The sequence below is a fragment of the Streptomyces sp. RerS4 genome, from assembly GCF_023515955.1.
Lineage (GTDB): Bacteria > Actinomycetota > Actinomycetes > Streptomycetales > Streptomycetaceae > Streptomyces.
Genome location: NZ_CP097323.1, coordinates 113,748 through 139,446, shown reverse-complemented (window position 1 = coordinate 139,446; position 25,699 = coordinate 113,748). Strand labels below are relative to the sequence as shown.

The following is a 25,699-nucleotide window of genomic DNA, read 5'->3' as shown; positions in this document are numbered from 1 at the left end:
GCAATCGAACCGCTGCCGGAGTGCAGAATCAAGGGAGCCCTGACGATGCCGCGTGAGAAAGCCCTGGTTTACCTGGTTCAGCAGAGCGTCTGGGATTCTCCCATGGAATCCATGCCGCTCGCCATGGGGTACATGAAATCGACGGCCCTGGCCGATGAACGGATAGCCCGGGAAGCCGACATACGGATTCTGAACTACCGGGGCGGGAAAACCCTTTCCAGCATGGCGAACGAAATGTTCCGGGACGGTGTCCCGGACGTTCTGGCGTTCTCCGTGCTGGGCTGGAACTTCCGGACCTTCGGTTCCCTGGCCGAGACGTTCAAGCAGCTCAACCCCGACGGTTGGGTGGTGATGGGCGGCACGCACGTGGCGCATCAGGGAAATCGTGTGTTCCGGATGTTCCCGGAAGTCGACGTCGTGGTGAACGGCGAGGGCGAGTTCGTGTTCCGCGACATCCTGTCCGCGTATCTCGACGGGACCTCGCCGCGCGAACTGAACGCGATCACCGGGCTGACGTACCAGAGTCCCGAGGGCGCTCCCGTGAAGAACGAGGACCGGGCGCGGATCGAGAACCTCGACGACATTCCCTCACCCTTCCTGACCGGGGCGCTGGAGCTCACGGACGACAAGGGCGATTTCCGCTACGACGTCGCCATCATGGAGACGAATCGCGGATGCCCCTACAAATGCGCGTTCTGCTACTGGGGCGGGGCGATCGGGCAAAAGGTCCGGGCGTTCTCCCGGGAGCGGCTACGGGAGGAGCTGGAGCTGTTCGCCAAGCACCAGGTCCACACGATCGTCCTGTGCGACGCGAACTTCGGGCTGTTGCGCAGCGACGTCGACTTCATGGACGACCTGATCGAGCTGCGCGAGCAGTACGGCTTCCCGCGCGCGCTGGAGACGTCCTGGGCGAAGAACAAGTCGAAGTCCTTCTTCGAGATCGTCAGCAAGATGAAGAAGGCCGGCATGCGCAGCTCGTTCACGCTGGCCCTGCAGACCCTCGACGACAACACGCTGAACCTCATGAACCGCAAGAACATGAAGGTCAACGCGTGGGAGGACCTCGCCGAGTGGCTGGGCAAGGAGGGCCTCGACCTGTACGCCGAGCTGATCTGGGGCGCGCCGGGCGAGACGGTGGAGTCCTTCATGGAGGGCTACGACAAGCTCTCGCGCCGGGTGTCGCGCATCGCCTGCTACCCGATGCTGATGCTGCCCAACACCGACTACACCGAGCAGAAGTCCCGGTACGGGATCATCTCGGTGCGCGGGGACAACGACGACTTCGAGTACATGCTGGCGAACAACACCGTCAGCTTCGCCCAGAACCAGCAGATGCAGCGCTTCCTGTACTGGGCGCGGGTGGTCGCGGAGATGTGCGTCCTGCGCCACACGTGGGTGGGGCTGCGCGAGTTGGCCGGCATCACCCAGTCGGAGGCGCTGCGCAGCATCGGCTCGTACATCGAGGAGTCCGGTGACCCGGCGGCCGAGCCGCTGCGGGCGGCGATGGCGAGCGCCATCGGCGGGACGGGTGACATCGCGCAGGGCGTGACCCTCTTCTACACCGACGCGGACTCGCGCGAGCTGCTGCTGCGCTGGTGGGCGTCGGAGATCCGGCCGAAGCTGGCCGAGGAGGTGGCGCCGGTGGTGGAGGAGATCTTCCGCTTCGACCTGCTGACGCACCCCGTCTACCACGACCCGGACCTTCCGGTGCCGGCGGACGAGGCGCTGCCGGTGGTGTCGCTGCGGGGCGAGGGGTACCACGTACGCGAGGGCGTGCGGCTGGAGTACGACGTGCCGGGGATCGTCGCGGCGCTGCGCGGGGACCGGGAGGCGGACCTGCGCCGCGCGCCGATGTCCCTGGACCTGTACTACCGGACCGGTTCGCACAACGCGGTGACCTCCACCAACCACGAAGTGATCATCCACTACATGGGGATGTCGAAGGAGGAGGCGCTCGCCAACGCCGCCGCCCTGGAGACCTCCCCCGCGACGTCGGAGCTGGTGAGCGACCACGGCGGGTGTTCGTGAGCGCCCTCGAAAGCGGCCTCGACAGCGGCCTCGAACCGGACGCGGGGCCGCTGGACCCGGCGGCGTTCCGGGCGCGATTCCCGATGCTGCGCCGCACCACGCACCTGGGGTCGTGCAGTCTGGGGGCGCCCTCGACGGACGTCGTGGAGTCGATCGGCGCCATGTTCGGGGCGCTCGCCGGGACGGTCTCCCCGTGGCCGGAGTGGGAGGTGGCCACCGAGGACGCCCGCAGCGCCTTCGCCGCGCACGTCGGGGCGAAGCCGGCCGACATCGCGCTGGTCCCCCATGCCACGCAGGGCGCCTACCAGGCGGTCTCCACGGTGGACCTGGTGCGCAGGCCCCGGCTGGTGGTCTCGGCGGAGGACTTCCCGACGATCGCGCACGTCGCGCTCGCGCAGCGGCAGTCGGGCGCCGAGGTGGTGTTCGTGCCCGGTGGCGAGGTGGAGGAGGTGGTGCGGGGGTACGCGGAGGCGATCGACGCGCGGACCTCGATGGTGTTCCTGCCGTCGGCCACCTTCCTGCGGGGGATGCGGCTGCCGGTGGCGCGGATCGCCGCGCTGGCGCACGCGGTGGGCGCGCGGGTCTTCGTCGACGCCTACCAGTCGGTGGGCGTGGAGCCGGTCGACGTGGCGGCGTGGGACGTGGACTACCTGGTGGCGGGCTCGCAGAAGTACATGCTCGGCGTGCCGGGTCTGGCGTTCCTGTACGTGCGCCCGGAACTGGCCCACGAACGGGATCCGTTGCTCACCGGCTGGTTCGGCCGGATCGACCCGGACGCCTTCGACCCGTACACGCTCGACTTCGCGGACGGGGCGCGGCGCCTGGAGACCGGCAACCACGCGGTGCCCGCGGCGTACGCGGCGGGGGCTGCGCTGCGGCTGCTGGAGCGGGCCGGGCCGGAGCGCGTACGCCGGCACGTGGCGGCGCTGACCGAGCGGGCGGCCGCGCTCCTGACGGAGGCGGGCGAGACGCTGGCCGGTCCCTCGGAGCCGGCCGACCGGGGCGCGCACCTGGCGCTGTGCGACCCGGATCCGCAGGCGCTGTCGGCGTGGCTGGTGTCGCGGGACATCCGGATCGCCCCGCGCGGGGCCTTCGCCCGGATCTCGTTCCACTACTTCAACAACGAGGACGACGTGGACCTCGTGTGCGCGCAGATCCGCGCGTACCGCGAGCCCGGCGGGCGCTGACGAGGGCCGCTGACGGCGGGTCGTACGACGAGGGCGGGCCGGCGGTGGAAACCGCCGACCCGCCCTCGTCCCGTGTGCCGCTCAGGCGGCGGCGGCGCCGCCGCGTGCGGTGTCGGCCGGGGCGCGCAGGCCCCGGATGAGGTCGGCGGCCTTCTCGGCGATGGCGATGGTGGGCGCGTTGGTGTTGCCGCGGACCACGTTCGGCATGACGGAGGCGTCGACCACGCGCAGCCCCTCGACGCCCAGGACCTTCAGCTCGGCGTCGACCACGGAGCCCATGGCGCAGGTGGAGGTGGGGTGGAAGATGGAGTGCGTGACCCGCAGGGCGTAGGCGCGCAGGTCGGCGTCGGAGGTCGAGGCGGGCGGCAGGTACGGGGTGCCCGTGTACGGCGACAGCGCCTTTTGGCCGGCGATGTCGAGGGCGATCCGCAGGGCGGCCACGGCCGTGTCGAGGTCGGCCTCGTCGGCGAAGTAGTTGTGCTGGATCCGCGGCTTGGCGGTGGGGTCCTCGGAGGCCAGGCCGACCGAGCCGCTGCTGCGCGGGGTGAGCAGGGACGGTCCGAAGGTGAAGGCGTGGGCGGTGGGCACGCCGAGGCCGCCGTCGGTGAACATGACGGGAGCCGCGAGGTATTCGACGTCGGGGGCGTCGAGGGAGGCGTCGGTGCGGACGAACCCGCCGACCTCGGGGCCGTTGGAGGTGAGCGGTCCGCGGCCTTCGGCCAGGAAGCGCTGGAAGTTCTCGGGGGTGCCGGCGGCGAGCATGCTGATGGGGTGCTCGTGCGGGTAGACCAGTGGGATCAGGACGTGGTCCTGGAGGTTCTGTCCGACCAGCGGCTGGTCGAGGACGACCGGGATGCCGAGGGCCCCGAGCAGGGCGGCGGGGCCGATGCCGGAGAGCTGGAGCAGCTGCGGGGAGTTGTAGGTGCCGGCGGAGAGGATGACCTCGCGTTCGGCGCGCAGGGTGATCAGCTCGTCGAGGCGGTGGCCGGTGACGCCGACGGCGCGACCGCCCTCGATCAGCACCCGGTGCACCTGGAGGTTGGTCTCCACGGTGAGGTTGGGGCGGTCGAGGACCGGGTGGAGGAAGGCGGTGGCGGTGCTGGCGCGGCGGCCGTCGCGCTGGTTGAGCTGGAAGGCGCCGAAGCCGTCCTGGGTGGCCCCGTTGAAGTCGTCGTTGGCGGTGTACCCGGCCTCGACGGCGGCCTCCACGAAGGCGGTGGACATGGGGTTCTCGGCGCGGCCGTCGGAGACGGCGAGCGGTCCGCCGGCGCCGTGGAAGGCGTCGGCGCCGCGCTCGTTGTCCTCGGAGCGCTTGAAGTAGGGCAGCAGTTCCTCGAAGCTCCAGCCGGGCTGGTCCCAGGCGTCGTAGTCGGCGCGGTTGCCGCGGATGTATATCTGGGTGTTGATGGAGCTGGTGCCGCCGAGCACGCGGCCGCGCGGGAGGTAGAGGCGGCGGCGGTTCAGGTGCGGCTCGTCATGCGTGTCGTAGTCCCAGTCGAGCCGGGTGCGGAAGAGCTTCGCGAAGGCGGCCGGCACGTGGATCTGCTCGGCCGAATCCACCGGTCCGGCTTCCACGAGGCACACCGTGACCTGCGGGTCCTCGCTGAGCCGGGCCGCGAGCACCGCGCCTGCCGAGCCGCCGCCGACGATGACGTAGTCGTACATGAACCCCTCCTCGGACGTTTGGCTCAAGAATCGCCCAGCGGGCTTCGGGCGGCTTCTCCTGGAGTGCCCAAATGACCTTCCGGAAAAGCGAGTTGGAGCCGGGACGCAGAGCGCAATCGCGAAGACGTGCGGGGCGCCGGCGGGTGTGACGATGTGCCGTGGGGTTCGCCCGGAACCGACCCGCATACGACAAGGAGAACCAGCATGAGCGAGACCGCCACGTCCTGGGGCAACGCAGCCGAGCTTCTCGCCGCCGCCGGTGTGGAGGAGGACGTCGACTACTACCGCTCGTTCACGTCCCCCGACGAGAAGGCGGTGCTGTCGGTGGCGTTGCGGGTGCAGGCCGCCTGGGCGGCGAACGACGGCGACGCCTTCGCGGACTGCTTCTCCGAGAACGGCAGTCTGCTGATGCAGGACGACCAGCTGACGAGCCGTGAGGAGATCCGCTCCTACATGACCAAGGGCTTCCAGGGCATCTACAAGGGCGCCCACGTGACCGGCTACCCGCTGTCGCTGAAGTTCCTGGCCGACGGCGTCGCGCTGGCCGTCACCGAGGGGGGGATCGTCCTGGACGGGGAGACGGAGGTCGCCCCGCAGCGCCGGATCCGGGCCACCTGGGTCATCGTCAAGGAGGCCGAGGGGGACCTGCGGCTGTTTTCGCACCAGAGCAGCCCGATCAACGGCTGACCCACGGGCCACCCCGAAGGGCCCTGCCCGGTGCTGGAGGCGGGGGCTTCTCCGGTTTCCGGGCAGGCTTGCGCCAATCAGTCGGTCGGATGGGCGGGGGACGGGGCCGGAGGACGGACCCCCGTCAGGTCCTCCGCGCGTCGGCTCAGGAGCGGGGCCAGCTCCAGGTACCAGCCTCGGCCGACGGCCTGGAGCATTTCGGCGAGGGCGATCTGTTCGCCGATCCGGCCGGCGGGGGTGTCGAGGACGTGGGCGAACTCGGCACGGATGCGGTCGGCGACGGCGGGGACGCGGAGGCTGTTCACGTAGAGCATCGCGGGGTCGTAGCCGACGGGGACGGCTCCCCAGCGCTCCCAGTCCAGGATGACGAGCGGGTCATGGGTGAGGTTGGCCCACTGGAGGTCGGCGTGTCCGGTGACGCGTTCGGTGATGGCCGGGGCGGGGATCCCCAGGAACTCGGGGAAGACCCGGTCGGTCCATGACTGGCGGATGGTCTCGCGGGGCGGTTCGGCGGTGCTGAGGGCGTCCAGGCTCTCTCGCAGGGTCGCCCACCAGGAGTCCGGCAGGCCCGGATCCTCGGTGAGGTCGGGCGTCTCCGGCGAGATGACGGGCTGGGCGATGTAGTCGATCAACTCCGCTTCGAAGACGTACTCGCCGCCGTCCCAGCGGTACAGGTCGTGGAGGTGCGGGCGTGACACCTTGTCGGACACCCGTTCCTCGGCGAGGGCGATCCCCTCGTTCCGGGTGGCGGGGGTCTTGGCTGCCTCGCCGCAGTGGACGCGGAGCCAGTGGCCACCTGCGGTGCGGCTGCCGATGGTGCGGCCGAGCCATCCCCAGGCCGGCGCCCCCGTAGTCGTGGTGGACAGGCGGGCAGCGGCGTGGTCCAGGGCGTCCTCCATGCGTGCCCTGGTGGTCTCATCCTTGGGCGAGTACATCGGTGACCTTCCTGAGGTGTCCCGGATCGAGCGGGGCGGCAACGGTGGCCTTGGCAGCGGCCCAACGGCCTGCGGTGCCGGCAGACAGCAGTACCACGTCCAGGCTCGGGCAGGAGGCCGCAGCGAGGAGACAGGCGGTGCCCGGAGAGGCCCCCGGGCGGATGAACTCGGCGAGTTCAGGTGTCATGCAGGAACCCCGACCAAGTGGCGTACCCGCCGATCCTGCCCGCGCAGGCGAACTCCTCCAGGACCGCGAACACCTGACGAAGCGCTGGATGAAGCTCCGAGGGATAGAGGCCGCCGTGCTCCGGGTTGTGTACGAACACGAGGTCGATCCGGCCGAGTGCGGCCAGGGACCTTTCTGTCTGCCGGCGGACGAAGCCGGGGTCGAGGCTGTGTCCGACCCGTACCTGGGCGGCGGTGAGGAGCCCGGCTCGAAGAGCAGCCGCGCCTTCGTCCGGGGTGAAGAAGCCCGTCTTCGTCGCCACCATGGCGCGCGGGTGGTCGGCGATGACGGGTCCGAGCGCCTGGTGGGCACTGCCGTAGTTGGGGGCGGTGTCGATCCACACGAGCCCGTCGGCGCACGCGGTGCGGGCCGCCTGTTCAACGGCGCGCACCCGGTACGTTCCCAGTCCCAGGGAAGCGGTCACGAGGAGCCCCCGACCACGGCGACGGCTTGTCCGGCGACCAGCGCGGAGACGACCTCCGCCACCTGCGCGAGGGTGAGATCGGACTCGGCGGCCAGGTCCGCCAGGGTGGCCGGCGGTCCACCCGCGAGGAGGCGGAGGACCGGGGCGACGGGGAGGGCGAAGTCCACTCGTTCCCCGCCCCGGCGAAGGTCACGGCCTGGTCGTCCTGCTCGATCCGGGCACGGGGCACCGTGGCCTGCACGGTGATGCTCGGTTCGGCAGGAACGGCGGCGAGGTGGGGCAGCGACAGGCGCGGGCGCCCGGGGTGCGTCGCGTCCAAGGACCTTTCCCAGCGGTCCAGAGCCGCAGGATCATCCAGGGCGGCCAGTACGTCCTTCCGTACGGCAGCCAGGTAGTTCGCCCGCTCCTCCGGAGTGCCGAAGCGCGGTACGTCCGCCCGAACGGTCACGCTCGCCCGGAGGTCGTCGCACAGCCGGCCCAGGAACTCGGCGCCGGTCTGCATGGCGAGTCCGAAGGTGAGGTGGAGGGATGCGGTGCCCTGGTCGGCGCTCACGGCGTGCCACCAGCCGCGCGGGAGATAGAGCAGGTCGCCGGGCGTCAGGACGATGTCCGCGATCGGGTCGCCCGTCGGGGCCTCAGGTGCTTCCACGTCACGCCACGCGGGGGCAGGTCGTCGCGCGCGGTCTCCAAAATCGCGAGGACGCTGGTTCGAATCCAGCCGGTTCCGCCTTCTCGCCGCATCCCGGGTGCTCCCGCACCGGACCCAGGCCGACCTGGCCGAGGCCCTGGTGGCCGACCTCGACATCAGCATCAGCGACGACTGACCCAGAAGGGCATCATGCCCCCTGCACATCGCGTACGGCGACCAAGCCGCGCTCCGCGCCCGCTGCGAGGTCGCCACCGTCCGCACCACCCGCGAGAACGAGACCGCGTACGAGCCCGGCGCGGTCGTCCCCTCCGGGCTGTGGCGCCCCATGACCGACCAGGACATCGAGTTCGTCACCGCGCCGCGCAGGCAGCCCGGGGACCCGGTACATCATCCCGTCCGCGTCTTCCGGATACGCCTTGCCCCCGGCGAGGGCTACCTGGCCCCCACCGAGTACCTGCTGCACGACGGCTCGACCGAGGGCCGGGACGAACCCTCGGCCGCCGTGTTCCGGCTCGGCCACTGGCGCCGCGCCGCGCCGCGCTCCCCGTCCCGGTCTGACCCCGCACGACAACCCTCCGCCTCCAGCGGCGGCCGGTCCGGTGGACCGGGTGGCCGTACGGGGCCCTTCGTGTGCCCGCGTGTCCTACGGGCCTACGAGCCCGGCGTCGTCGCCGGCGTGGCGGCGCTCTCCGCCGCGGCCCCTTCGGCCGGGGGCTCCTCGGTCGGGGTGTCGGTCGCGCGGGAGCGCAGGAGGCCCCAGGCGAGGGCGATCAGGACCACCATCGAGGCCGCGCTGGCGCCCGCGACGCTGTTCAGGCCGTTGGTGAAGGCCTCCCGGGCCGGGCCCAGGAGGGTGGCCGCCACCGACTCGGACAGGTCGGCGGCGGCGGCCGACGCGCCGGCCAGCGACTCGCGCGCGGCGTCCAACGCCCCGGCCGGCAGGTCGGCGGGCAGGGTGTCGGCCGCTTCGGCGCGGTAGACGGCGGTGCCGACACTGCCCAGCAGGGCCACGCCGAGGGCGACGCCCAACTCGCTGCTGGTCTCCGACGTCGAGGCGGCCGATCCCGCCTTCTCGGGCGGGGCCGCGCCGACGACCAGATCGGTGCTGAGCGCGGCCATCGGGCCGAGGCCGAAGAAGATCAGCGTGAAGCAGGCGATCACCGGCAGGGCCCCGGACGCGGTGCCGACCTGCGTCAGCAGCAGACCGCCGACGGCCGACAGGGCGGCGCCGGCGGCGATGACCTGGCCGGTGCCGATCTTCTGCGCGACCGCGGGCGCCAGCATGGCGCCGACGACGGTGCCCAGCGCCGAGGGCAGCATCCACGGTCCGGCGGCCAGCGGCGAGAGGCCGTCGACCATCTGGAGGTACTGGGTGACGAACAGGCCGACGCCGCCCAGGGTGGCGGTGCCGATCAGCATCACGGCCAGGGCCCCGCTGAAGGAGCGGCTGCGGAAGAGGCTGACGTCCAACAGGGGTGCGGCCAGGCGGCGTTGCCGGGCCACGAACACCACGCCGCTGACGATGCCCACGGCCCCGGCGATCAGTGCCGTGGCCGAGACGCCGTGCGCGGCCACCTCCTTCAGGGCGTAGATGACGGGCAGGATGGCCGCCAGCGACAGGCCGACGCTGGCCAGGTCGAGCCGGCCGGGCTCCGGGTCGCGGTACTCGGGCAGCAGCCGGGGGCCGGCGACCAGCAGGATCGCCATGACCGGTACGCCCAGCAGGAACACCGAGCCCCACCAGAAGTACTCCAGGAGCACCCCGCCGATGATGGGGCCGACGGCGGTGCCGGCCATGAAGCAGCTCATCCACACGGCGATGGCCATGCCGCGCTGCTTCTCGTCCTGGAACATGTTGCTGATCAGCGCCAGCGTCGAGGGGCCCAGGGTGGCGCCCGCGATGCCCAGCAGCGCGCGGGTGACGATGAGCATCTCGGCGCTGGTGGAGTACGCCGCCACGACGGAGGCGACGCCGAAGGCGGCCGCGCCGATCAGCAGGAGGCGGCGGCGGCCGATGCGGTCGCCGAGGGTCCCCATCGTGATGAGGAAGCCCGCGATCATGAACGCGTAGATGTCCATGATCCACAGCTGTTGGGTGCTGCTCGGGTCGAGGTCGGCGCTCAGGTGCGGCAGGGCCAGGTACAGCACGCCCAGGTCGAGGGCGAGGAGGGTGGTGGGCAGGGCGAGGACCGCCAGCCCGATCCACTCCCGCCGTCCGGCCCGGGGGGCCGGGGGACCGCCGGCCTCGGGGGGTGTTTCCATGGGATTCCTTCCCGGTCTACGTCACTACGTCACTTCGTCGCTTCGGACAGGGGCTTGGTCCGTGGGGGGCGTCCGGCCTCAGGGCGGGCGGCGCGGTGGCGCGCGGTCAGGCGCTCCAGCAGGGGGACGATCTCGTTGGGGCTCGGCGTGCCCAGGCGCCGGTCGCGCAGCCGGGCGGCGTTGGCGGCGAAGGAGGGGTCGTCGAGGACCCGCAGCAGTTGGCCGCGCAGGAGTTCGGCGGTGACCTGGTCGGAGTCGGCGACGTACAGGCCGGCGCCCTCGTCCTCCAGGCCGTTGGCGTGGGCGACGGGCGCCCACCACTTCTCGCTCCAGTACGTGCCGGGGACGATCAGCTGGGGGACGCCGTGTTCGACGGCGGTGATGAACGTGCCGGGGCCGCCGTGGTGGACGATCGCCGAGCAGGTGGGCAGCAGGGTCGTCAGCGGCACGAAGTCCACCAGCCGGACGTTGTCGGGGACGGTGGTGAGCGCGTCGAGCTGCTTGGCCGAGAAGGTGGCCACGACCTCGGCGTCGATGTCGGCGACGGCTTCGAGGAGTTCGGCGGCGGAGGCCTCTATGCCGTGGGACTCGCGGTGCGAGAAGCCCAGGGTCAGGCAGACGCGGCGGCGCTCGGGCGGGTCGTAGACCCAGTCGGGGGACTGGACGGGGCCGTTGAAGGCGACGGGGCGCACCGCGAGGTGGTGGATGCCCTTGGGGTGGTGGACCCAGTCCGGGGAGGGGTCGATGGTCCACTGGCCGAGGACCGCCTCCTGGTCGAACTCACAGCCGTGGCGCTGGAGGATCGGCTCAAGCCAGGCGCGCATGGGGTCGTGGCGGTCCGCCAGTTCGGGCGCGACCGCGCTGTGCAGCTGGCCGAGGGAGTCGACGCCCCACAGGAAGCGGGCGTGCGCGGCGCCGCAGGCGCGGGCGGCGACGGCCCCGGCGAAGGAGAGGGTGTTCCAGATGACGAGGTCGGGCTGCCAGCGGCGGGCGAAGCCGACGAGGTCGTCGAAGGTGGAGTCGGGCGACAGGAGCGGGAAGAACTCGGTGGCCAGGGAGACGTACTCGGCGTACGGGTCCTCGCGGGCGTAGTCGCTCTGCCGGGAGGTGGGGCGCAGCGCGGCGGGAGCGTCGGACGCGGGCGCGGGTTCCTCGTCGGGTTCGGCGTCGGCGAGGTCCTGGCCGAGGTGGGTGGCGGGCTCGCCGACGGGGACGGGCATGAGGCCGAGTCCGGCGATGTGCTCGGCGAGGTCGGGATGGCTCGCGACGCGCACCTCGTGCCCCGCGGTCTGCATCGACCAGGCCAGCGGGGCCAGGAGGTACAGCTGCGACTTGTTCAGGCAGGAGACGAACAGGACACGCATGGGAGTCCCTTCCGGTTGCGACCGACATGCCGGCAGGAGCGCCGGCGTCGAGCGTCGCACCGGGGCGGTGGGGCGGGCATCTTCTGGATTGCCCGATTCCCGTACCCGTCCGGGGCCGTGGGCGGGGGGCCGCGGAGCCGTCGGCGGGAAACGACGGTGGGGCCGTGCGCCTGTCGCGCGCACGGCCCCACCGCCGGGAAAGCCCGGTGTCGCTACAGCTCGGCGGCGAACCGCTCCAGCTGGTCGGCCACCTCCTGCGGGCGGCTCAGCGGCAGGCAGTGCCCGCCGTCGATCATGTCGGCCTCGATGCCGAGGCGGTCCTTGGCGACCTCGCGGCTCCACTCCGCCGGCATGAAGCGGTCGTCACGGCCGATCAGCACCCGGGAGGGGATGGACGGCCACGTCTCCAGCGGCCAGACCCGGTCCATCGGGGTCAGTTGCTGGACGCGCGCGCGGCGCAGGGCCTCGGCGGCCAGCTCGGGCGGGACGTCGTGGTAGAACTGCGCGTTCTCGTCCTCGCCCTCGGCGGGTTCGTAGACGAGGTCGTTGTGGCCGGTGTTCTCCCACCACTCGTTGGGGGTCTCGCCGGGGCGCGGGATCATCCCGGACACGAACACGATGAGGTCGGCGTTGGTGCGTTCGGCCACGATGGGGGCGGTGAAGCCGCCGAGGGAGTGGCCGACGACGATCAGGTCGGTGCGGTCGCCGATCGCCTTGACGACGGTGTCGGCGTACTCGGGGTAGGCGGCGTTCTCGTCGTCGCTGGGCAGGTCTACGGCGACCACGTCGTGGCCGCGCTCGCGCAGCGCGGCTTCCACCAGGTGCCAGCTCCAGGCGCCGTCTTCGGCGCCGTGGATCAACACGAAGGTCGTCATGAGGGTTGGTCCTTCCGGTTGGTGCGTGTGCTTAGGCCGGCAACGGCTCCGCCGCCGCCCGACGGGCGGAGGAGCGGCGCAGCCACCAGTGTGCGGCCAGGAGGGTAACGATCCAGTTGGCCCAGAACCCGGCCAACTGGGCCAGTATGGGCAGCAGTTCGTAGTTGAAGCCGGGTATCAGCGCGGTTCCGTACCACACCGCGTTGAAGAAGATCCGGCCCGTGACGACGCTCATGCACAGCGCGAAGCTGTAGACCATCAGCACACGGTGCGCCTCGTAGCGCCGCCCGCGCGCGGCGCGGAAGCCGCCGATGGTGACCACCAGGGACAGGGCCGCCCAGAGCGTGGTGCCGATGGCGCCGACGCCGGTGAGCAGGCCGAACGGCATGATCACCAGGGAGAGCGTCGCCGCCGGCACCATGCCGCCGATGACGTACGCGCGCCCGCTGATCCGGTGCACGGCGGGGTGTGCGCGGCGCAGCCAGGGCCACATCTGCAGGCCCGCCGTCACGATGGCGACGGTGCCGAACACGATGTGCGCCACCAGGAAGCCGTAGTGGCCGGCGAACTCCGGATTGACCGGAATCAACGACTCGGCCGGGTCCAGGCCCAGGTAGCGCGGCCAGGTGAAGACGAGGAAGGCCACGATGACCAGGGCCAGCGGCACCGTCCAGGGGCGGCGCAGCCAGGAGCCCGAGGGGGCCGGGCCGGTGGGGGCGCCCACGGGTCCCGGCGCCGGTCTGTCGGTCACGTGGGCCGGATCGGTCTGAGTCATGGGCGCACACTCCTGCGCGGGCGGGGTGGAAGCGGAGGGCTGGGTGTCGTATCTGCGACACGGTAGTGAGCGCGGTCGCCGCGCTCTTCTTCCAGATTGCTCAAGTTCAGGCGGCGATCTCGACGCGGGTGTGGTCGCCGACCACCAGCCGGTGGTGGGCGCCCGCGGGCCCGACGGTCGCCGAGCGGCCGATGATCGAGTCGTGCAGGCGGGGCACGTCGGCGACGGTCGCGCCGTCGAGGACGATCGAGTCGCTGACGTACGCGCCGCGCAGGACGCAGTCCCTGCCGACGGAGGTGAAGGGGCCGATGCGGCTGTCCTCGACGAGGGTGCCGGCGCCGATGACGGCCGGGCCGGTGATCCGGGAGCCTACGACCCGGGCGCCGGGCCCCAGCACCACGGGCCCGTCGAGCACGCTGAGGCCGTCGACCCAGCCGTCGAGGGCGGGTTCCAGGGCGCCGAGCAGGCGGCGGTTGCAGGCGAGGACGGCGTCGGCGCTGCCGGTGTCCTGCCAGTAGCCGTCGTGTTCGCCGGCCGTGACGGGGGCGCCCGCGGAGACCATCCACTGGAGGGCGTCGGTGATCTCCAGTTCGCCGCGGGCTCCCGGGCCGATCGCGGCGACCGCCTCGTGGACGGCCGGGGTGAAGAAGTACACGCCCATCAGGGCGAGGTCGCTGCGCGGCTGCCGGGGCTTTTCGACCAGGGCCCGGACCCGGCCGACCTCGTCCAGTTCGACCACGCCGAAGGCGCGCGGGTCGGGCACCTTGCGGACCATGACGTGGGCGGCGGGCCGCTCGTACACGAACCGGGCGGCCGCCTCGGTGATCCCGTCGGGGAGGACGATGTCACCGAGGTACAGCACGAAGTCGTCGTCGCCGAGGAAGGGGCGGGCGAGTCGGACGCAGTGGGCCAGGCCCAGCGGTCGGTCCTGGCGGATGTAGGTGAGGCGCGCCCCGAACCGGGAGCCGTCGCCGAGCACGCGGGTGAACTCCTCGGCCCACTGGCCGACGATCACGCCGATCTCCTCGACGCCCGCCGCCCGGATGTTCTCCAGGACGTACTCCAGGACGGGCTTGTTGGCGATCGGCATGAGCTGCTTGGGCATGGAGTGGCTGAGCGGGCGAAGGCGCGTACCCGATCCACCCGCGAGGACGAGTGCTTTCACGGCTGGGGCCTCCCGGCGGGGCGTGGTGGGTCAGCCCTTGACGGGGCTGGTCTGGTAGGAGAACAGCTTCCAGTCGCCTTCTTCCTTGACGACCACCCACACGGCGCGGACCTGGTCCTCGGGGGCCGGTCCGTCCTGGTCGGCGCGGACGACGCCGCCCTCGGTGACGGCCACGGCGACGCCGTCGGCGAGGAAGCGGACGGAGACCGGGTCGTGCACGACGCGGGTGCCCCGGTAGGCGCCCGCGAAGCTCTCGGTCAGGCGGGCGCGGATCTGCTCGCGGCCCTGGAGCTGGTCGTCGCCCAGCAGCAGGCTGCCGTTGTCGGCGAAGACGTCGGCCAGGGCGTCGGCGTCGCCGCGGTCCCAGGTGCCGCGGAAGCGCAGCGGCACGCTGAGGACCGCGCCTTCCTCGCCGTTGGGGAAGTCGCCGTAGTGGCCGGCCCACTCCTTCGCCTGTTCGACGAGGAGGGCGGCCTTGGTGGCCCGTTCGGTCATCGGGGTCTCCTGCCTCTCGGTGGGGTGGGCTGGGGGCTCGCGGTCACCAGCGCAGGGTGGCGCCCGCGCCGCGCGGGCTGTTCTGGTACGCGGTGAGCTGCCACTCGCCGTCACGCTTGACGATGGTCCAGGTGGAGCGGACCGCGAGGGCGGGGTCGATCTCGCTCTCGCCGGGGGGCAGGATGCCGCCGTGGGTGCGGATCAGCGCCACGTCGTCGGTGACGAAGCGCAGGTCGACGGGCTGGCCCGTGACGCCGCTGCCCTTGAACGGGCCGGCGTAGGCGGCCGCCATGAAGGCGCGGATCTCCTCGCGGCTGGTCTTGTACACGTCGCCCGGCAGGATGAGCACCCCGTCCTCGGTGAAGACGTCGGCCACTCCGTCGGCGTCGTTCCTCGCCCAGGCGGCCACCAGCTTGAGCGGCACGCCGAGGGCTTCCTTCTCCTTCTCGCTGGTGAACGTCCCGTAGTAGGCGTCCAGTGCTGCGGTCACCATTCCTCCTTCGCCTGCCTGCTCGGACGCGTTCATCGTTGCCGCGCGCCTTCGGCCGGCGCATCTCCTGACGTGCTGGGAGCCTGCGCCCTGAACGTCACCGGCAGGGCGGCGACGCCGCGGGTGATGCTCGGGCCGCCGATGCGCCACCGCAGCTCCTCGGGCGGGCAGTCGAGGGCGAGGACGGGGAAGCGGCGCAGCAGCGAGCCGAAGGCGATCTCGCCCTCGGCGCGGGCCAGGGCGGCGCCCAGGCAGTAGTGGATGCCGTGGCCGAAGGCCAGGTGCTCCTGGTCGGCGCGGGTGATGTCGAGCCGGTCGGGTTCGGGGAAGCGGGCCGGGTCGCGGTCGGCGGCGGCGAGGACGACGGCCACGACGGAGCCGGCGGGGATGACGCTGCCTGCGACCTCGGTGTCGGCGGTGGTGAAGCGCCAGGTGGCGCGTTCGATCGGCCCGTCGTAGCGGAGCAGTTCCTCGACGGCCGAGGGCAGCAGGTCGGGGCGGGCGCGCAGCAGGGCGAGCTGGTCGGGGGCGCGCAGCAGGGAGAGTACGCCGTTGCCGACCATGTTGGCGGCGTTGTTGTGCCCGGCGACGATGAGGAGCTTGGCCATGCCGATCAGCTCCCGCTCCGAGAGCGCGTCGCGGCCGTCGGCGGCGGCGACGAGCACGCTGAGCAGGTCGGGTTGGGCGTCGACGGGCAGGCCGGGGTCGATGCGGGCGCGCAGCTCGGCGATCAGGGCGGTCAGGTACGACTCCATGGCGGCGTTGCCCTGTTTGCGGCGCAGGACGGCCTCCTCGTCGACGGGCGGGGCCAGCGCCATGTCCGTCCAGGTGCCGAAGGCCCGGCGGTCGGCGGGCGGCACGCCGAGCAGCTCGCAGATCACCGTCATCGCCAGCGGGAAGGCGAGGTGGGCGACGATGTCGGGCCGCCGGGCGGCGGCGAGGGATTCCAGCAGCTCGTCGGTGATCTCCTGGATGCGCGGGCGCATGCGCTCGATGCGGCGCGGGGTGAACGCCTTGCCGACCAGGCGGCGCAGGCGGGTGTGGTCGGGCGGGTCGCTGTTGAGCATGTTGGCGCCGAGCGGGCCCTCGTCGCCGCCGGCGCCCATGCTGCGCAGCCAGTCGGGTGCGAGGGTGGGGTCCTTGGAGAAGCGATTGTCGGCCAGCACGTCGCGGGCCACGTCGTAGTGGGTGATGAGCCAGGTCTCCAGGCCCATGGGTCCGGCGGTGCGGTGCACCGCGCCGTCCTGGCGCAGGAGGGCGTACGCCGGGTGGGGGTGGGCCTGGAAGGCTTCGCTCAGCAGGTCGATCGTCGTCATGGGTGCCCCTCGGCTGTCTCCGGGCGCGGGAGCGCGCGTGGGCACAGCATTGGCCGGATCTCACCCTTCGGGCACCTTCTGGATTGCGCTGCCGTGTCCGAAAGACGCTGTCGGCCGGTGGGTGCGCAACTGAAGAGATGCGGGTCCCCGGGGCCGGTGAAACGGTCGGGCCATACATCCACGGGCATGTCGGGGAGGAACTGATGACGAGCGAGCGGACACCGTCACGGCAGGAGCTGGTCCAGCGGGCCCGGGACCTGGCTCCCGTGCTGGGCAAGCACGCGCTGTGGTCCGAGGAGCACCGCAGCCTCCACGACGACGTCGTGGCGGCGATCTCCGACGCGGGGCTGACCCGGATGCGGGTGCCCACCCGCTACGGCGGCTACGAGAGCGACACCCGCACGGTGGTGGAGGTGCTCGCGGAGCTGGGCCGGGCCGACGGTTCGGCGGCGTGGAACGCGGCGATCTGGCAGATCAGCGGCTGGATCGCGGGGCTGTTCCCGGACGCGGCGCAGGACCTGTTCCACTCCACGCCGCAGGTGCGGGTGTGCGGGATCCTCAGCCCGTCGGCCGTCGCCGAGCCCGTCGAGGGCGGGGTGCGGGTCAGCGGTACGTGGGCCTTCAACAGCGCGGCGCTGCACAGCCACTGGGACATGAACGCGGCGCTGCTGCGGCACCCGGACGGCAGCATGGAGCCGGTGATGACGGCGATCCCGCTCGCGGAGCTGGAGATCGTCGACGACTGGTACACCTCGGGCCTGCGCGGCTCGGGCAGTGTGTCGACCACCGCGCGGGAGGTGTTCGTGCCCGAGGAGCGGGTGCTGTTCATGCGCAACGTGCTGCACGAGGTGTACGCGTCCGAGCTCAACGCCGCGAGCCCGCTGTTTCGGGGGCCGCTGCTGCCGACGGCGTGCGCGACCATCACGGGCGTGGCGCTGGGGCTGGGCTGGGCGGCGCGGGACGCGTTCTTCGAGCGGCTGCCGGGCCGGGGCATCACGTACACCGACCACTCCAGCCGGCAGGAGGCGCAGCTGACGCACCTGCAGGTGGCGGAGGCGGAGATGCGGATCGAGGAGGCGGAGTTCCACACCTTCCGCGCCGCCGACCTGGTCGACGCGAAGAACGCGTCGGGTCAGCCGTGGACCACGCAGGAACGGGCGCGGGTACGGGCCGACATGGGGCGCACGTGTCAGCTGGTGAAGGAGGCCGTGGACGTCTACGCGACCGCGAGCGGCGGCACGTCGATCTACCAGACCGTGCCGATCCAGCGGATCGAGCGGGACGTCCGGGTGGTCAACCTGCACGCCATCATGCAGCCGGCCACGAACCTGGAGCTCTACGGGCGCCTGCTGTGCGGCCTGGAGCCCAACACGCACTACATCTAGCCGTCGCCCCTCCCCCGTTCCCGTCCCACCGTCCCCACCGTCCCCACCGTCTCACCGGGAGTGCACATGCCTGTTCTTCCTGACGACCGTCCGCCCACCGTGGCGGTCGTGGGCTTCGGATACGTCGGCTCGTGCCTCTCGGCGGCCCTGGCCGACCGCGGCCTCGACGTCGTCGGAGTCGACACCGACGCCGAGCTGGTCGCGGAGCTGGGGCGCGGCTACTGCCGCTTCCAGGAGAGCGGCCTGTCCGAGCTGGTGCTGCGCACCATGGCCGCCGGACGGCTGCGCGTCACCACCGACTACGCGGCCCTGGACGACGCCGACGTGGTGGTGATCGCCGTGGGGACGCCCGTCCGCGCGGACGGTTCGCTCGCCGACGAGGCGCTGCGCGAGGTCTGCGCGGAGCTGGGCCGGCGGCTGCGGCCCGGCCGGCTGGTGGTCCTCAAGAGCACCGTGTCGCCGGGCACCACCCGCAACCTGGTGCTGCCGCTGCTGGAGAAGGGCGGTCTGACGGGCGGGCGGGACTTCGCGCTCGCCTTCACCCCGGAGCGGCTGGCCGAGGGGGCCGCGCTGCGGGAGCTGAGCACGTTCCCGATCGTGGTCGGCGGCCTGGACGAGGAGTCCGCGCGGACGGCGGCGGAGTTCTGGCAGCGGTCGCTGGGCGTGGCCACGATCGGGCTGGGTTCGCTGGAGGCCGCCGAGATCGTCAAGCTGGCCGACAACTGGTGGATCGACCTCAACATCGCGTTGGCCAACGAACTGGCCGTCTTCTGCGACCTGTTCGAGGTGGACGTGCTGGACGTCATCTCGGCCGCCAACACCATCGCCAAGGGCAACGGCCAGGTCAACATCCTCACCCCGGGCGTCGGGGTGGGCGGCTCCTGCCTGACGAAGGACCCGTGGATGGTGTGGCGCGCGGCCCGGGAGCGGGGCGTGGACATCCGTACGGCGCCCGTCGCCCGGGAGGTCAACGCGGCGATGCCGGCCCACACGGCGGGGCTGATCCTGCGGGAGCTGGAGCTGCTGGGCCGCCATCCGGTCGGGGCGCGGGTGGCCGTGCTGGGGCTGTCGTTCAAGTCCGGGTCGGGGGACCTGCGGGCCACTCCGGTGCTGGACGCGGTCCGGGCACTGACGGCGGCCGGGGCCGAGGTGCGCCTCTACGATCCGCTGGTCGACCGGGAGGCGGCCACCGCCCTGTTCGGCAGCGAGCCGGAGCGCAGCGTGGCGGACGCCGTACGGGACGCGGACTGCGTGGCGGTCCTGGCCCGCCACCCGGAGCTGGAGGGGCTGGACTACGGCGCGCTGCCGCTGGCCGGTCGGGCTCTCGTCCTCGACGGGCGGGACTGCTTCTCCGGCGCGGAGATCGAGTCGGTGCGCCGGGCCGGGCACGTCTACCGCGGCATCGGGCGGCGGTGATGGCCCGCGTCCTGGTCACCGGCGGCAACGGCTTCATCGGCGGCCATCTGGTGGGAAGCCTGCTGGAGCGCGGCGACGAGGTGACCGTCTACGACGGCGCCCCGCCGGCCGGGGGCGAGACCGCCGCCGGCGCCCGGTTCGTGGAGGGCGACGTCCGCGACGCGGACCGGCTGGGCGCCGCCATGCGGGGGGTGGAGCTCGTCTACCACCTGGCGGCGGTCGTCGGCGTGGACCGGTACCTGTCGCGGCCCCTGGACGTCATCGACATCAACTTCTCGGGCACCCGCACCGTGCTGGACCTGGCCTGTCGGACGGACGCCCGCGTCGTCGTGGCCAGCACCAGCGAGGTCTTCGGGAAGAACCCGGCCGTGCCGTGGGCCGAGGACGGGGATCGGGTGCTCGGCCCCACCAGCGCGAACCGGTGGACGTACTCCTCCAGCAAGGCCCTGGCCGAACACATGACGTTCGCCTTCGCGGCCCAGCACGGGCTGGAGGCGACGGTGGTGCGCTACTTCAACGTCTACGGTCCCGGCCAGCGGCCCGCGTACATCGTGAGCCGCTCGGTGCACCGGGCGCTGAACGGCCTGCCGCCCGTGGTGTACGACCGCGGCGGCCAGACCCGCTGCTTCACGTACATCGAGGACGCGGTGGCCGGGACGGTGCTGGCCGGCACCATGCCCGGGGCGGCCGGTGAGGCCTTCAACCTGGGCAGCGAGAGCGAGTCGACGGTCGGCGAGGTGGTGGACCTCGTCGTGGAGCTGACCGGGGTGGCCACCGGTACCGCGGCCGCCGACACCGCCGCCGCGTACGGTCGGGCGTACGAGGACCTGGCCCGGCGCGTGCCCCTGACGACCAAGGCGCGCACGGTGCTGGGCTGGAAGTGCGAGACCCCGCTGCGCGAGGGGCTGGAGCGGACGATCGCCTGGGCGCGGGCCACGCCGTGGTGGCTGGAGCTGCCCGACAGCGGGGCCGGCTGAGGGGACGCGCGGCGCGGTCGCCGCCGCCCGGCCCGGCAGGCTCACAGGGCCACCAGGGTGCGGGGGGCGACCGCGGCGACGGCGTCCTTGACGATGGAGACGACCTGCTCGACGTGGCGCAGGTGGGTGCGGTGGTTGAGGACGCACAGCCGCAGCGTGTAGCGGCCGTGGATGCGGGTGCTGGTGAGGTGGACGCGCCGGTCGGCGTGGATGGCCTCCAGCAGCCGCCGGTTGGCGTCGTCGTCGCCTTCGCGGAGCCGGAAGTTGAGGACGGTCAGGTCCGGGGTGAGGGTCTCCAGCTCCGGGATCGCCCGCAGTTCGGCGTGGACGAGGCGGGCGAGGTCGAGTTTCTCGTCGAGGGCCGCGCGGAAGGCGGCGACGCCGTGCAGGTGCAGGGGCAGCCACAGCCTCAGGCCCCGGTAGCCGCGGCTCATCTCCGTGCCGAGGTCCTGGTAGTCGGGCAGCGGGGTCTCGCGGTCCATGTCCTGGAGGTAGGCGGCGTCGGCGCTGTGCGCGGCGTGCAGGAGCCGTTCGTCGCGCACCAGCAGCACGCCCGAGCTGTAGGGGAAGAACATCGACTTGTGCGGGTCGAGGGCGATGGAGTCGGCGCGTTCGATGCCGGCGAGGGCGGCCCGGCCGCGCTCGGTGAGCTGGAAGCCGCCGCCGTAGGCCGCGTCGACGTGCAGCCACAGCCCTTGGTCGCGGGCGAGGTCGGCGAGGACGTCGATCCGGTCGACGGCGCCCGTGTTGGTGGTGCCGGCGGTCGCGACGAGCAGGAAGGGGATCCGGCCGGCGGCCCGGTCCTCGACGATCAACCGCTGCGCGGCCTCGGGGTCCATCCGCAGGTTCTCGGTGACGGGCACGAGACGGACCTGGTCGGCCGACATGCCCGCGATGCGGGCGGCCTTGGCGACCGACAGGTGCGTGTGCTCGGTGGTGTAGACGGTCGCGCGGTGGTGGTAGGGCGGGTCGCCCAGGAGTTCCTGGCGGGCGGCGAGCAGGGCGGATAGGGCTCCGGTGGAGGCCCCGGTGGTGATCAGGCCGCCTGCGGCGGCCGGCAGTCCGAACTGCCGGGCGAACCAGCGGATCACCCCGTGTTCCATGGCGACGAGGCCGGGGGCCATGGAGGCGGCGGCGGTGAAGCGGTTGACGGTGCAGGCGAGGAGCTCGGCCACGGCGGAGGTGAAGAGGCCGCCGCCGGGGAAGTAGGCGAACGTGTTCGGGCCGGCGGTGTCGGCGGCCTGTTCGGCGGCGCCCCGGAAGGTCTCCAGCAGCCGGCCGAACTCCCCCGGCTGCTCGGCCGGCGGGGCCAGCAGGGCCGCGGTGTCGGCGTCGATGCCGTGGTCGCCGGCGGATCCGGCGGCGCTCAGCCCGTTCAGCGGCGCGGTGTCGAGCGAGCCGATGAACTCGGAGACGAAGGAGGTCGCGGAGGCCATCATGGCGGCGATCTCGTCCTGGCGGGGCTCCAGCCCCGGGCGCAGCTCGCGCACGGTCCTCACGCTCCCGTCGCGGTCGTCGCGGCCACGGCGCGGGCGGCGGGGTGGGTGTCCTCCAGGGGCGGCAGGGGGTAGGCGTAGACGCTGCCCGGGTACATGACGGGCCGTCGCCAGTCGGAGGGGTCGAGCGGGGCCAGGGTGTGGCGGTGGCGCCGGGAGGCGTCGATGGCGGCGGCGCGGGCGTCGGAGGAGCGGCCGCTGGACTCGGCGATCTGCTGGATGCGCTCGGAGCCGAAGTTGATGGGGGCGGCCTGGCTGAACTCCTGGGCGCTGACCTGGAGCCAGCCGTCGGTGTCCTCCTTGATGCCGTCGGCGAGCCGGCGTACGGCCTCGTCGTGGCCGGCGCCCTCGTCGCGGGCCTTCCAGTAGTCCAGGACGCGCCGGCCGTGTCCGATCATGCCGGTCATGGCGCCGCCGCTGGTCATGAAGTGGCCGTTGCCGAAGGAGTCGCCGCCGATGACGCCGTTGGCCGCGACCAGGGCGTCGGCGCCGGTCCGCTCGACCAGGCTGAACATCTTGGGCCCGTAGGTCATCTGGACCTTGCGCAGCTCGTTCTTGGGTATCTCCAGGATGTGCGAGGACTGCTCCAGGTAGAACTCGCGCAGCAGGTACTGGTAGCCGGCGTAGTACTCGGGCGACTCGTGGTCGGTGCCCTCGGGGATGAGGCCGGCGGCGACCGGGTCGAACTTCTTGAAGTCGGGGACCTGGACGAGCACCCAGCCGACGGCGGGGTCGCCCTCGTGGCCCACCGCGATCTGGCGGGTCCAGTACTCGACGCCGTCCTCGTCGAACTCGGAGGCGACGCGGCGGCGCAGCCGGCCGTCGACGAGGACGTCCATCAGCCCGGCGAGGTAGTCGGCCTGGGCGACGACGGGGCCGCGGCCGTCGCCGTGGTCGACGAGGACGTCCTCCTGCTTGAAGCCGAGCTGGTCGGCGTCGTCGCTGCGGAAGCCCTGGGCGACCATGAACACCTTGGGCACGCCGAGGTCGATGACGTCGGTGCCCGGGGCCCGCACCCGGCGGAACTTGCCCTTGAAGTCGAGCTCGCGGACGGCCTCGATGCGTACGTTCTTCAGTCCGTCGCCGGCGTCCCGGAAGCCGGTGCCGTCGGTCAGGACGCGGTGCTGGCTGAAGAGGCGCACCCGGGGCTGGGCGACGCCGGCCTCCAGGTCCTGGCGTTCGACGGCCTCCAGGTAGCGGCGCAGCAGGATCAGCACGTCGGCGGCGCGGGACTGGAAGGCGGAGGGGCCGTCGAGGACCTGGGTCATGGATTCGCCGAGCCGGTTCTCGTCGGGCTCGGTGGGCAGGGCGACCGGGTCCAGGACGGTGACGATGCGGTGGGGCTTGCCGTCCTTCCAACGGTCGTCGATGAACTCGGCGTGCTGGACGGTGCCGGCGATGCGGGCCTCGGCGCCGACGTACGAGCCGAGGAAGCCGGTGACGACCTCGTCGGCGGCGACGGGGCCGGCGGGCAGGCCCGGCTGGTAGAGGCTGTCGGCGAGCCAGAGGATCTTGCCGTCGCCGCGGCGGGGCAGGCGGTCCTCGCCGTAGCGCTCCAGCATCATCTTGTCGATCAGTCCGAGGTGGTGGTAGAGCTCCTCGCGGATGTTCCAGTGGACGCCGAGGGAGGGCCCGCCGCGCAGTTCGACGCCGACGGCCCGGCGGCCCATGGCCACCGTCCACAGCATCGCCATCATGTTGGTCCCGCCGAGGCCGAGGGCGAGGAAGTCGGGGTCGCGGACCCCGGTGAGGTCGTCGGTGAGGGCGTCGCGGTCGAAGCCGACGGCCGGGGCGCTCGGGGTGGTGTCGGTGCGGCTCATGTCGTTCTCCTCTTCGGGGTCGCAAGGGTGGTGTGGGGCGGGCGGGGCGGCCGGGGCGGCGCTCGTCGGGTCCAGGAGGCGGGGTCTCGCCCCGCAGAGCCGGGCCAGGTGCGCGGCGGCGGTGACGTCCCTCGGGTCGGTGGCGGGGTGGGGGCACAGGATCCAGGGGCGGCCGGTGAACCGTGCGGGGTGCGGGGTGCGGGCGGCGGCGGGTCCGCGGCGCGGTGCCAGCGGGTGGCCGGGTACGTGGCCCAGCAGGTCGCAGCCGCGCAGTGCGGCCTCCGCCCGGACCGCCGGGGTGGTGCCGGCGGTGTCGGTGTAGACGTGGCCCAGGCCCCGGACCTGAGCGGTGACCAGCGCGTCCACCGTGTCCTGCGGGTCGGTGGCGATGAGCACCAGGTCGGCGGGCGGGCGGTGGTGGTCGAGCGGGGCGCCGGCCCCGAGCCGCACGGCGGCGGCCAGGGCGTCGGTGTCCGGGTCGTCGAGGGAGACCTCGACCCCGGCGCTGACCAGGGCGAGCGCGATGGAGGTGCCGGTCACTGTGCAGCCGATCACGGTGACCCTCCTCGGGCCCGCTCCGGTCACGGCGGCCTCACTCCTCGGAGTCGGTGAACTGGCCGGGGCGGCGGCCCTCGCCGGCGGGGCCGCGGTAGGCCTGGGCGATGTCGAGCCAGCGCTCGGCCTCCTCACCGGTGGCGGTCAGCGCGAGGTCGGCGCGGTGGCGGCGTCGGGTGACCAGCAGGGCGAAGTCGTGGGCGGGTCCGGCGATCTTCTGCGCGGCGTCCTCGGGGCCGATGTTCCAGGGTTCGCCGGAGGGGCTGGTCAGTTCGAAGCGGAAGGGTGCGGCCGGCGGGGTCAGGCCGCGGGACTGGTAGCCGAAGTCGCGGGTCAGGAAGGCGAAGAAGGCGAGGTTGTAGAGCCGGTCGGTGGGCTCGCGGCGGACCCCGAGGGCGTCGGCGATGTCCTGGCCGTGGGCGAAGAGTTCCATGATCCCGGCGCTGGCGAGGACGGCCGGCGGCAGCGGGTTGACCAGCCAGGGCACGACCTGCCCCTCGGGGACGGCGCCGAGGGCGGCGACGGAGGCCTCGCCCTCGGCCCGGAAGCGGGCGAGGAGTTCGGCGGGCGGCAGGGTGTTGAACTGCGCGAGGGCGGCGTTGACGGCGCCGTTGAAGTCGCCGGCGGCGGAGGCGGCGATGGCCTTGAAGGTCTCGGGCTCGGCGGCGGCGGCCTTGGCGAGGGTGAAGATGAAGGTCAGGTGGGCGATCTGGTCCGCGACGTTCCACCCGGGGGCGGGGGTCGGGGTCCGCCAGGCGGCCTCGTCGATGCCGGCGACCAGGGTGGCGACCTCGTCGATGTCGGCGGACAGGTCCTTGAGTACGTCGTTCAGGGCGCTCATGTCGGGTCTCTCTCCTCGGTGGAGGGGGCGGGTCGGTCGGTTGCGTGAAAGGACTCACCGGGCGCGGTGGGTGAGTCCCGTGAAGCAACTCACCGGGTGTGCGAAGCGCAGGGGGGCGGGGCGCGGGCGCGCTCTCACGCCGCCCGGCCGGCCAGGGACCGGGTCCCGTCCTGGTAGGGCTCCAGGGCACGGGCCAGTGCGGCCGGGATCAGGGAGGGGACGGTGTCGGTGTTGGGGCCGCGCATGCAGGCGATCCGCTGCCGGCCGCGGGCGATGAGGGTCTCGACGCCGTCCTGGCCGAGCTTGACGTAGTCGAAGGTGAACTCCAGTTGGGTCTGGCCCTGTTCGGCGAGCCGCATCCGGATGGACAGCTCGTCGAAGGCGGTGATCTCGGCGAAGAACTCGCAGTCCACCTTCAGGGTGAAGAGCTTGAGGTCGTCCTGGACCTCCGCGAGGACGGCGGGGGCCTTCTGCTTGAGGAACAGTTCCCGGCAACGCCCCTGCCAGCGCAGGTAGTTCACGTAGTAGACGTTGCCCACGAGGTTGGTCTCCTCGAAGCCGACCGTGTGCCGGTACTCGAAGTACTCACTCATGTCTCTCCCTCCGTCGGATGCGTACGGCATCACGGTTCGTTGAAGCAACTCACTCGGGGTGGGGGCCGTCCGC

Annotated in this window: 22 protein-coding genes; 6 read left to right on the top strand and 16 right to left on the bottom strand. The window is 72.4% G+C overall.

Annotated elements, in window-relative coordinates; all coding sequences use genetic code 11:
* The first annotated feature begins 45 nt into the window (after positions 1-45).
* Positions 46-2,028 carry a KedN5 family methylcobalamin-dependent radical SAM C-methyltransferase gene (locus M4D82_RS33445; RefSeq protein WP_249772654.1) on the top strand — a complete coding sequence of 661 codons (1,983 nt, stop codon included), beginning with the start codon at positions 46-48 and terminating at the stop codon, positions 2,026-2,028.
* Positions 2,025-3,215: an aminotransferase class V-fold PLP-dependent enzyme gene (locus M4D82_RS33440; protein WP_249772652.1), complete on the top strand. Its 1,191-nt coding sequence runs from the start codon at positions 2,025-2,027 to the stop codon at positions 3,213-3,215. The genes M4D82_RS33445 and M4D82_RS33440 overlap by 4 nt, the downstream gene beginning before the upstream one ends.
* 81 nt (positions 3,216-3,296) lie before the next feature.
* Here M4D82_RS33440 and M4D82_RS33435 read toward each other — a convergent pair whose 3' ends face one another.
* Positions 3,297-4,880 (bottom strand): GMC family oxidoreductase, encoded by a 1,584-nt coding sequence (locus M4D82_RS33435; protein WP_249772649.1) that lies wholly within the window; start codon positions 4,878-4,880, stop codon positions 3,297-3,299.
* 204 nt (positions 4,881-5,084) lie between these two features.
* Here M4D82_RS33435 and M4D82_RS33430 point away from each other — a divergent pair, with 204 nt between their 5' ends.
* Positions 5,085-5,567, top strand: coding sequence for an SgcJ/EcaC family oxidoreductase (locus tag M4D82_RS33430; protein ID WP_249772647.1), 483 nt, complete (start codon positions 5,085-5,087; stop codon positions 5,565-5,567).
* A 77-nt stretch (positions 5,568-5,644) separates the two neighbouring features.
* Here the strand turns inward: M4D82_RS33430 and M4D82_RS33425 are convergent, their stop codons facing one another.
* The 11 genes from M4D82_RS33425 to M4D82_RS33375 form a co-directional block, all read right to left on the bottom strand.
* Positions 5,645-6,502 carry a hypothetical protein gene (locus M4D82_RS33425; RefSeq protein ID WP_249772645.1) on the bottom strand — a complete coding sequence of 286 codons (858 nt, stop codon included), beginning with the start codon at positions 6,500-6,502 and terminating at the stop codon, positions 5,645-5,647.
* Between the two features lie 176 nt (positions 6,503-6,678).
* The gene (locus tag M4D82_RS33420; protein WP_249772643.1) at positions 6,679-7,119 is read right to left on the bottom strand and encodes an aldo/keto reductase; all 441 of its coding nucleotides are present in this window, start codon (positions 7,117-7,119) and stop codon (positions 6,679-6,681) included.
* Positions 7,106-7,801, bottom strand: a complete 696-nt coding sequence (locus M4D82_RS33415; protein WP_249772641.1) for a JmjC domain-containing protein — start codon at positions 7,799-7,801, stop codon at positions 7,106-7,108. Before M4D82_RS33415 ends, M4D82_RS33420 begins: the two co-directional genes overlap by 14 nt.
* Before the next feature lie 651 nt (positions 7,802-8,452).
* On the bottom strand, positions 8,453-10,063 hold the full coding sequence (locus M4D82_RS33410; RefSeq protein WP_249772639.1) for an MFS transporter: 1,611 nt from the start codon (positions 10,061-10,063) through the stop codon (positions 8,453-8,455).
* 29 nt (positions 10,064-10,092) lie between these two features.
* On the bottom strand, positions 10,093-11,427 hold the full coding sequence (locus M4D82_RS33405; protein ID WP_249772637.1) for an activator-dependent family glycosyltransferase: 1,335 nt from the start codon (positions 11,425-11,427) through the stop codon (positions 10,093-10,095).
* A gap of 212 nt (positions 11,428-11,639) precedes the next feature.
* Positions 11,640-12,302 carry an alpha/beta hydrolase gene (locus tag M4D82_RS33400; protein WP_249772635.1) on the bottom strand — a complete coding sequence of 221 codons (663 nt, stop codon included), beginning with the start codon at positions 12,300-12,302 and terminating at the stop codon, positions 11,640-11,642.
* Between the two features lie 31 nt (positions 12,303-12,333).
* Positions 12,334-13,077: a DUF2306 domain-containing protein gene (locus M4D82_RS33395; protein WP_249772633.1), complete on the bottom strand. Its 744-nt coding sequence runs from the start codon at positions 13,075-13,077 to the stop codon at positions 12,334-12,336.
* A gap of 106 nt (positions 13,078-13,183) precedes the next feature.
* Entirely contained in the window at positions 13,184-14,242 is a 1,059-nt protein-coding gene (locus M4D82_RS33390) for a glucose-1-phosphate thymidylyltransferase (RefSeq protein WP_249772631.1), read from the bottom strand.
* 30 nt (positions 14,243-14,272) lie between these two features.
* On the bottom strand, positions 14,273-14,737 hold the full coding sequence (locus M4D82_RS33385; protein ID WP_249772629.1) for an SgcJ/EcaC family oxidoreductase: 465 nt from the start codon (positions 14,735-14,737) through the stop codon (positions 14,273-14,275).
* Positions 14,738-14,780: 43 nt separating this feature from the next.
* Entirely contained in the window at positions 14,781-15,215 is a 435-nt protein-coding gene (locus M4D82_RS33380; protein WP_502989111.1) for an SgcJ/EcaC family oxidoreductase, read from the bottom strand.
* Positions 15,216-15,259: 44 nt separating this feature from the next.
* Complete coding sequence (locus tag M4D82_RS33375; RefSeq protein WP_249772625.1) at positions 15,260-16,543, bottom strand: cytochrome P450 family protein; 1,284 nt, start codon at positions 16,541-16,543, stop codon at positions 15,260-15,262.
* Positions 16,544-16,746: 203 nt separating this feature from the next.
* Between M4D82_RS33375 and M4D82_RS33370 the strand changes: the two genes are divergently transcribed.
* The 3 genes from M4D82_RS33370 (at position 16,747) to M4D82_RS33360 (ending at position 20,321) form a co-directional block, all read left to right on the top strand.
* Entirely contained in the window at positions 16,747-17,928 is a 1,182-nt protein-coding gene (locus M4D82_RS33370; protein WP_249772623.1) for an acyl-CoA dehydrogenase family protein, read from the top strand.
* Positions 17,929-17,994: 66 nt separating this feature from the next.
* Complete coding sequence (locus M4D82_RS33365; protein WP_249772621.1) at positions 17,995-19,344, top strand: nucleotide sugar dehydrogenase; 1,350 nt, start codon at positions 17,995-17,997, stop codon at positions 19,342-19,344.
* Positions 19,344-20,321 carry an NAD-dependent epimerase/dehydratase family protein gene (locus tag M4D82_RS33360; RefSeq protein ID WP_249772619.1) on the top strand — a complete coding sequence of 326 codons (978 nt, stop codon included), beginning with the start codon at positions 19,344-19,346 and terminating at the stop codon, positions 20,319-20,321. The genes M4D82_RS33365 and M4D82_RS33360 overlap by 1 nt, the downstream gene beginning before the upstream one ends.
* Positions 20,322-20,362: 41 nt before the next feature.
* Here M4D82_RS33360 and M4D82_RS33355 read toward each other — a convergent pair whose 3' ends face one another.
* The 4 genes from M4D82_RS33355 to M4D82_RS33340 form a co-directional block, all read right to left on the bottom strand.
* Entirely contained in the window at positions 20,363-21,811 is a 1,449-nt protein-coding gene (locus M4D82_RS33355) for a pyridoxal phosphate-dependent decarboxylase family protein (RefSeq protein WP_249772617.1), read from the bottom strand.
* A gap of 5 nt (positions 21,812-21,816) precedes the next feature.
* A complete protein-coding gene (locus M4D82_RS34205) occupies positions 21,817-24,192 on the bottom strand; it encodes a prephenate dehydrogenase/arogenate dehydrogenase family protein (protein ID WP_283844563.1) in 2,376 nt (791 codons plus the stop codon).
* Between the two features lie 37 nt (positions 24,193-24,229).
* Positions 24,230-25,033 carry a TIGR03084 family metal-binding protein gene (locus M4D82_RS33345; RefSeq protein ID WP_249772615.1) on the bottom strand — a complete coding sequence of 268 codons (804 nt, stop codon included), beginning with the start codon at positions 25,031-25,033 and terminating at the stop codon, positions 24,230-24,232.
* 134 nt (positions 25,034-25,167) lie between these two features.
* On the bottom strand, positions 25,168-25,626 hold the full coding sequence (locus M4D82_RS33340) for an acyl-CoA thioesterase (RefSeq protein ID WP_249772613.1): 459 nt from the start codon (positions 25,624-25,626) through the stop codon (positions 25,168-25,170).
* Positions 25,627-25,699: the final 73 nt, after the last annotated feature.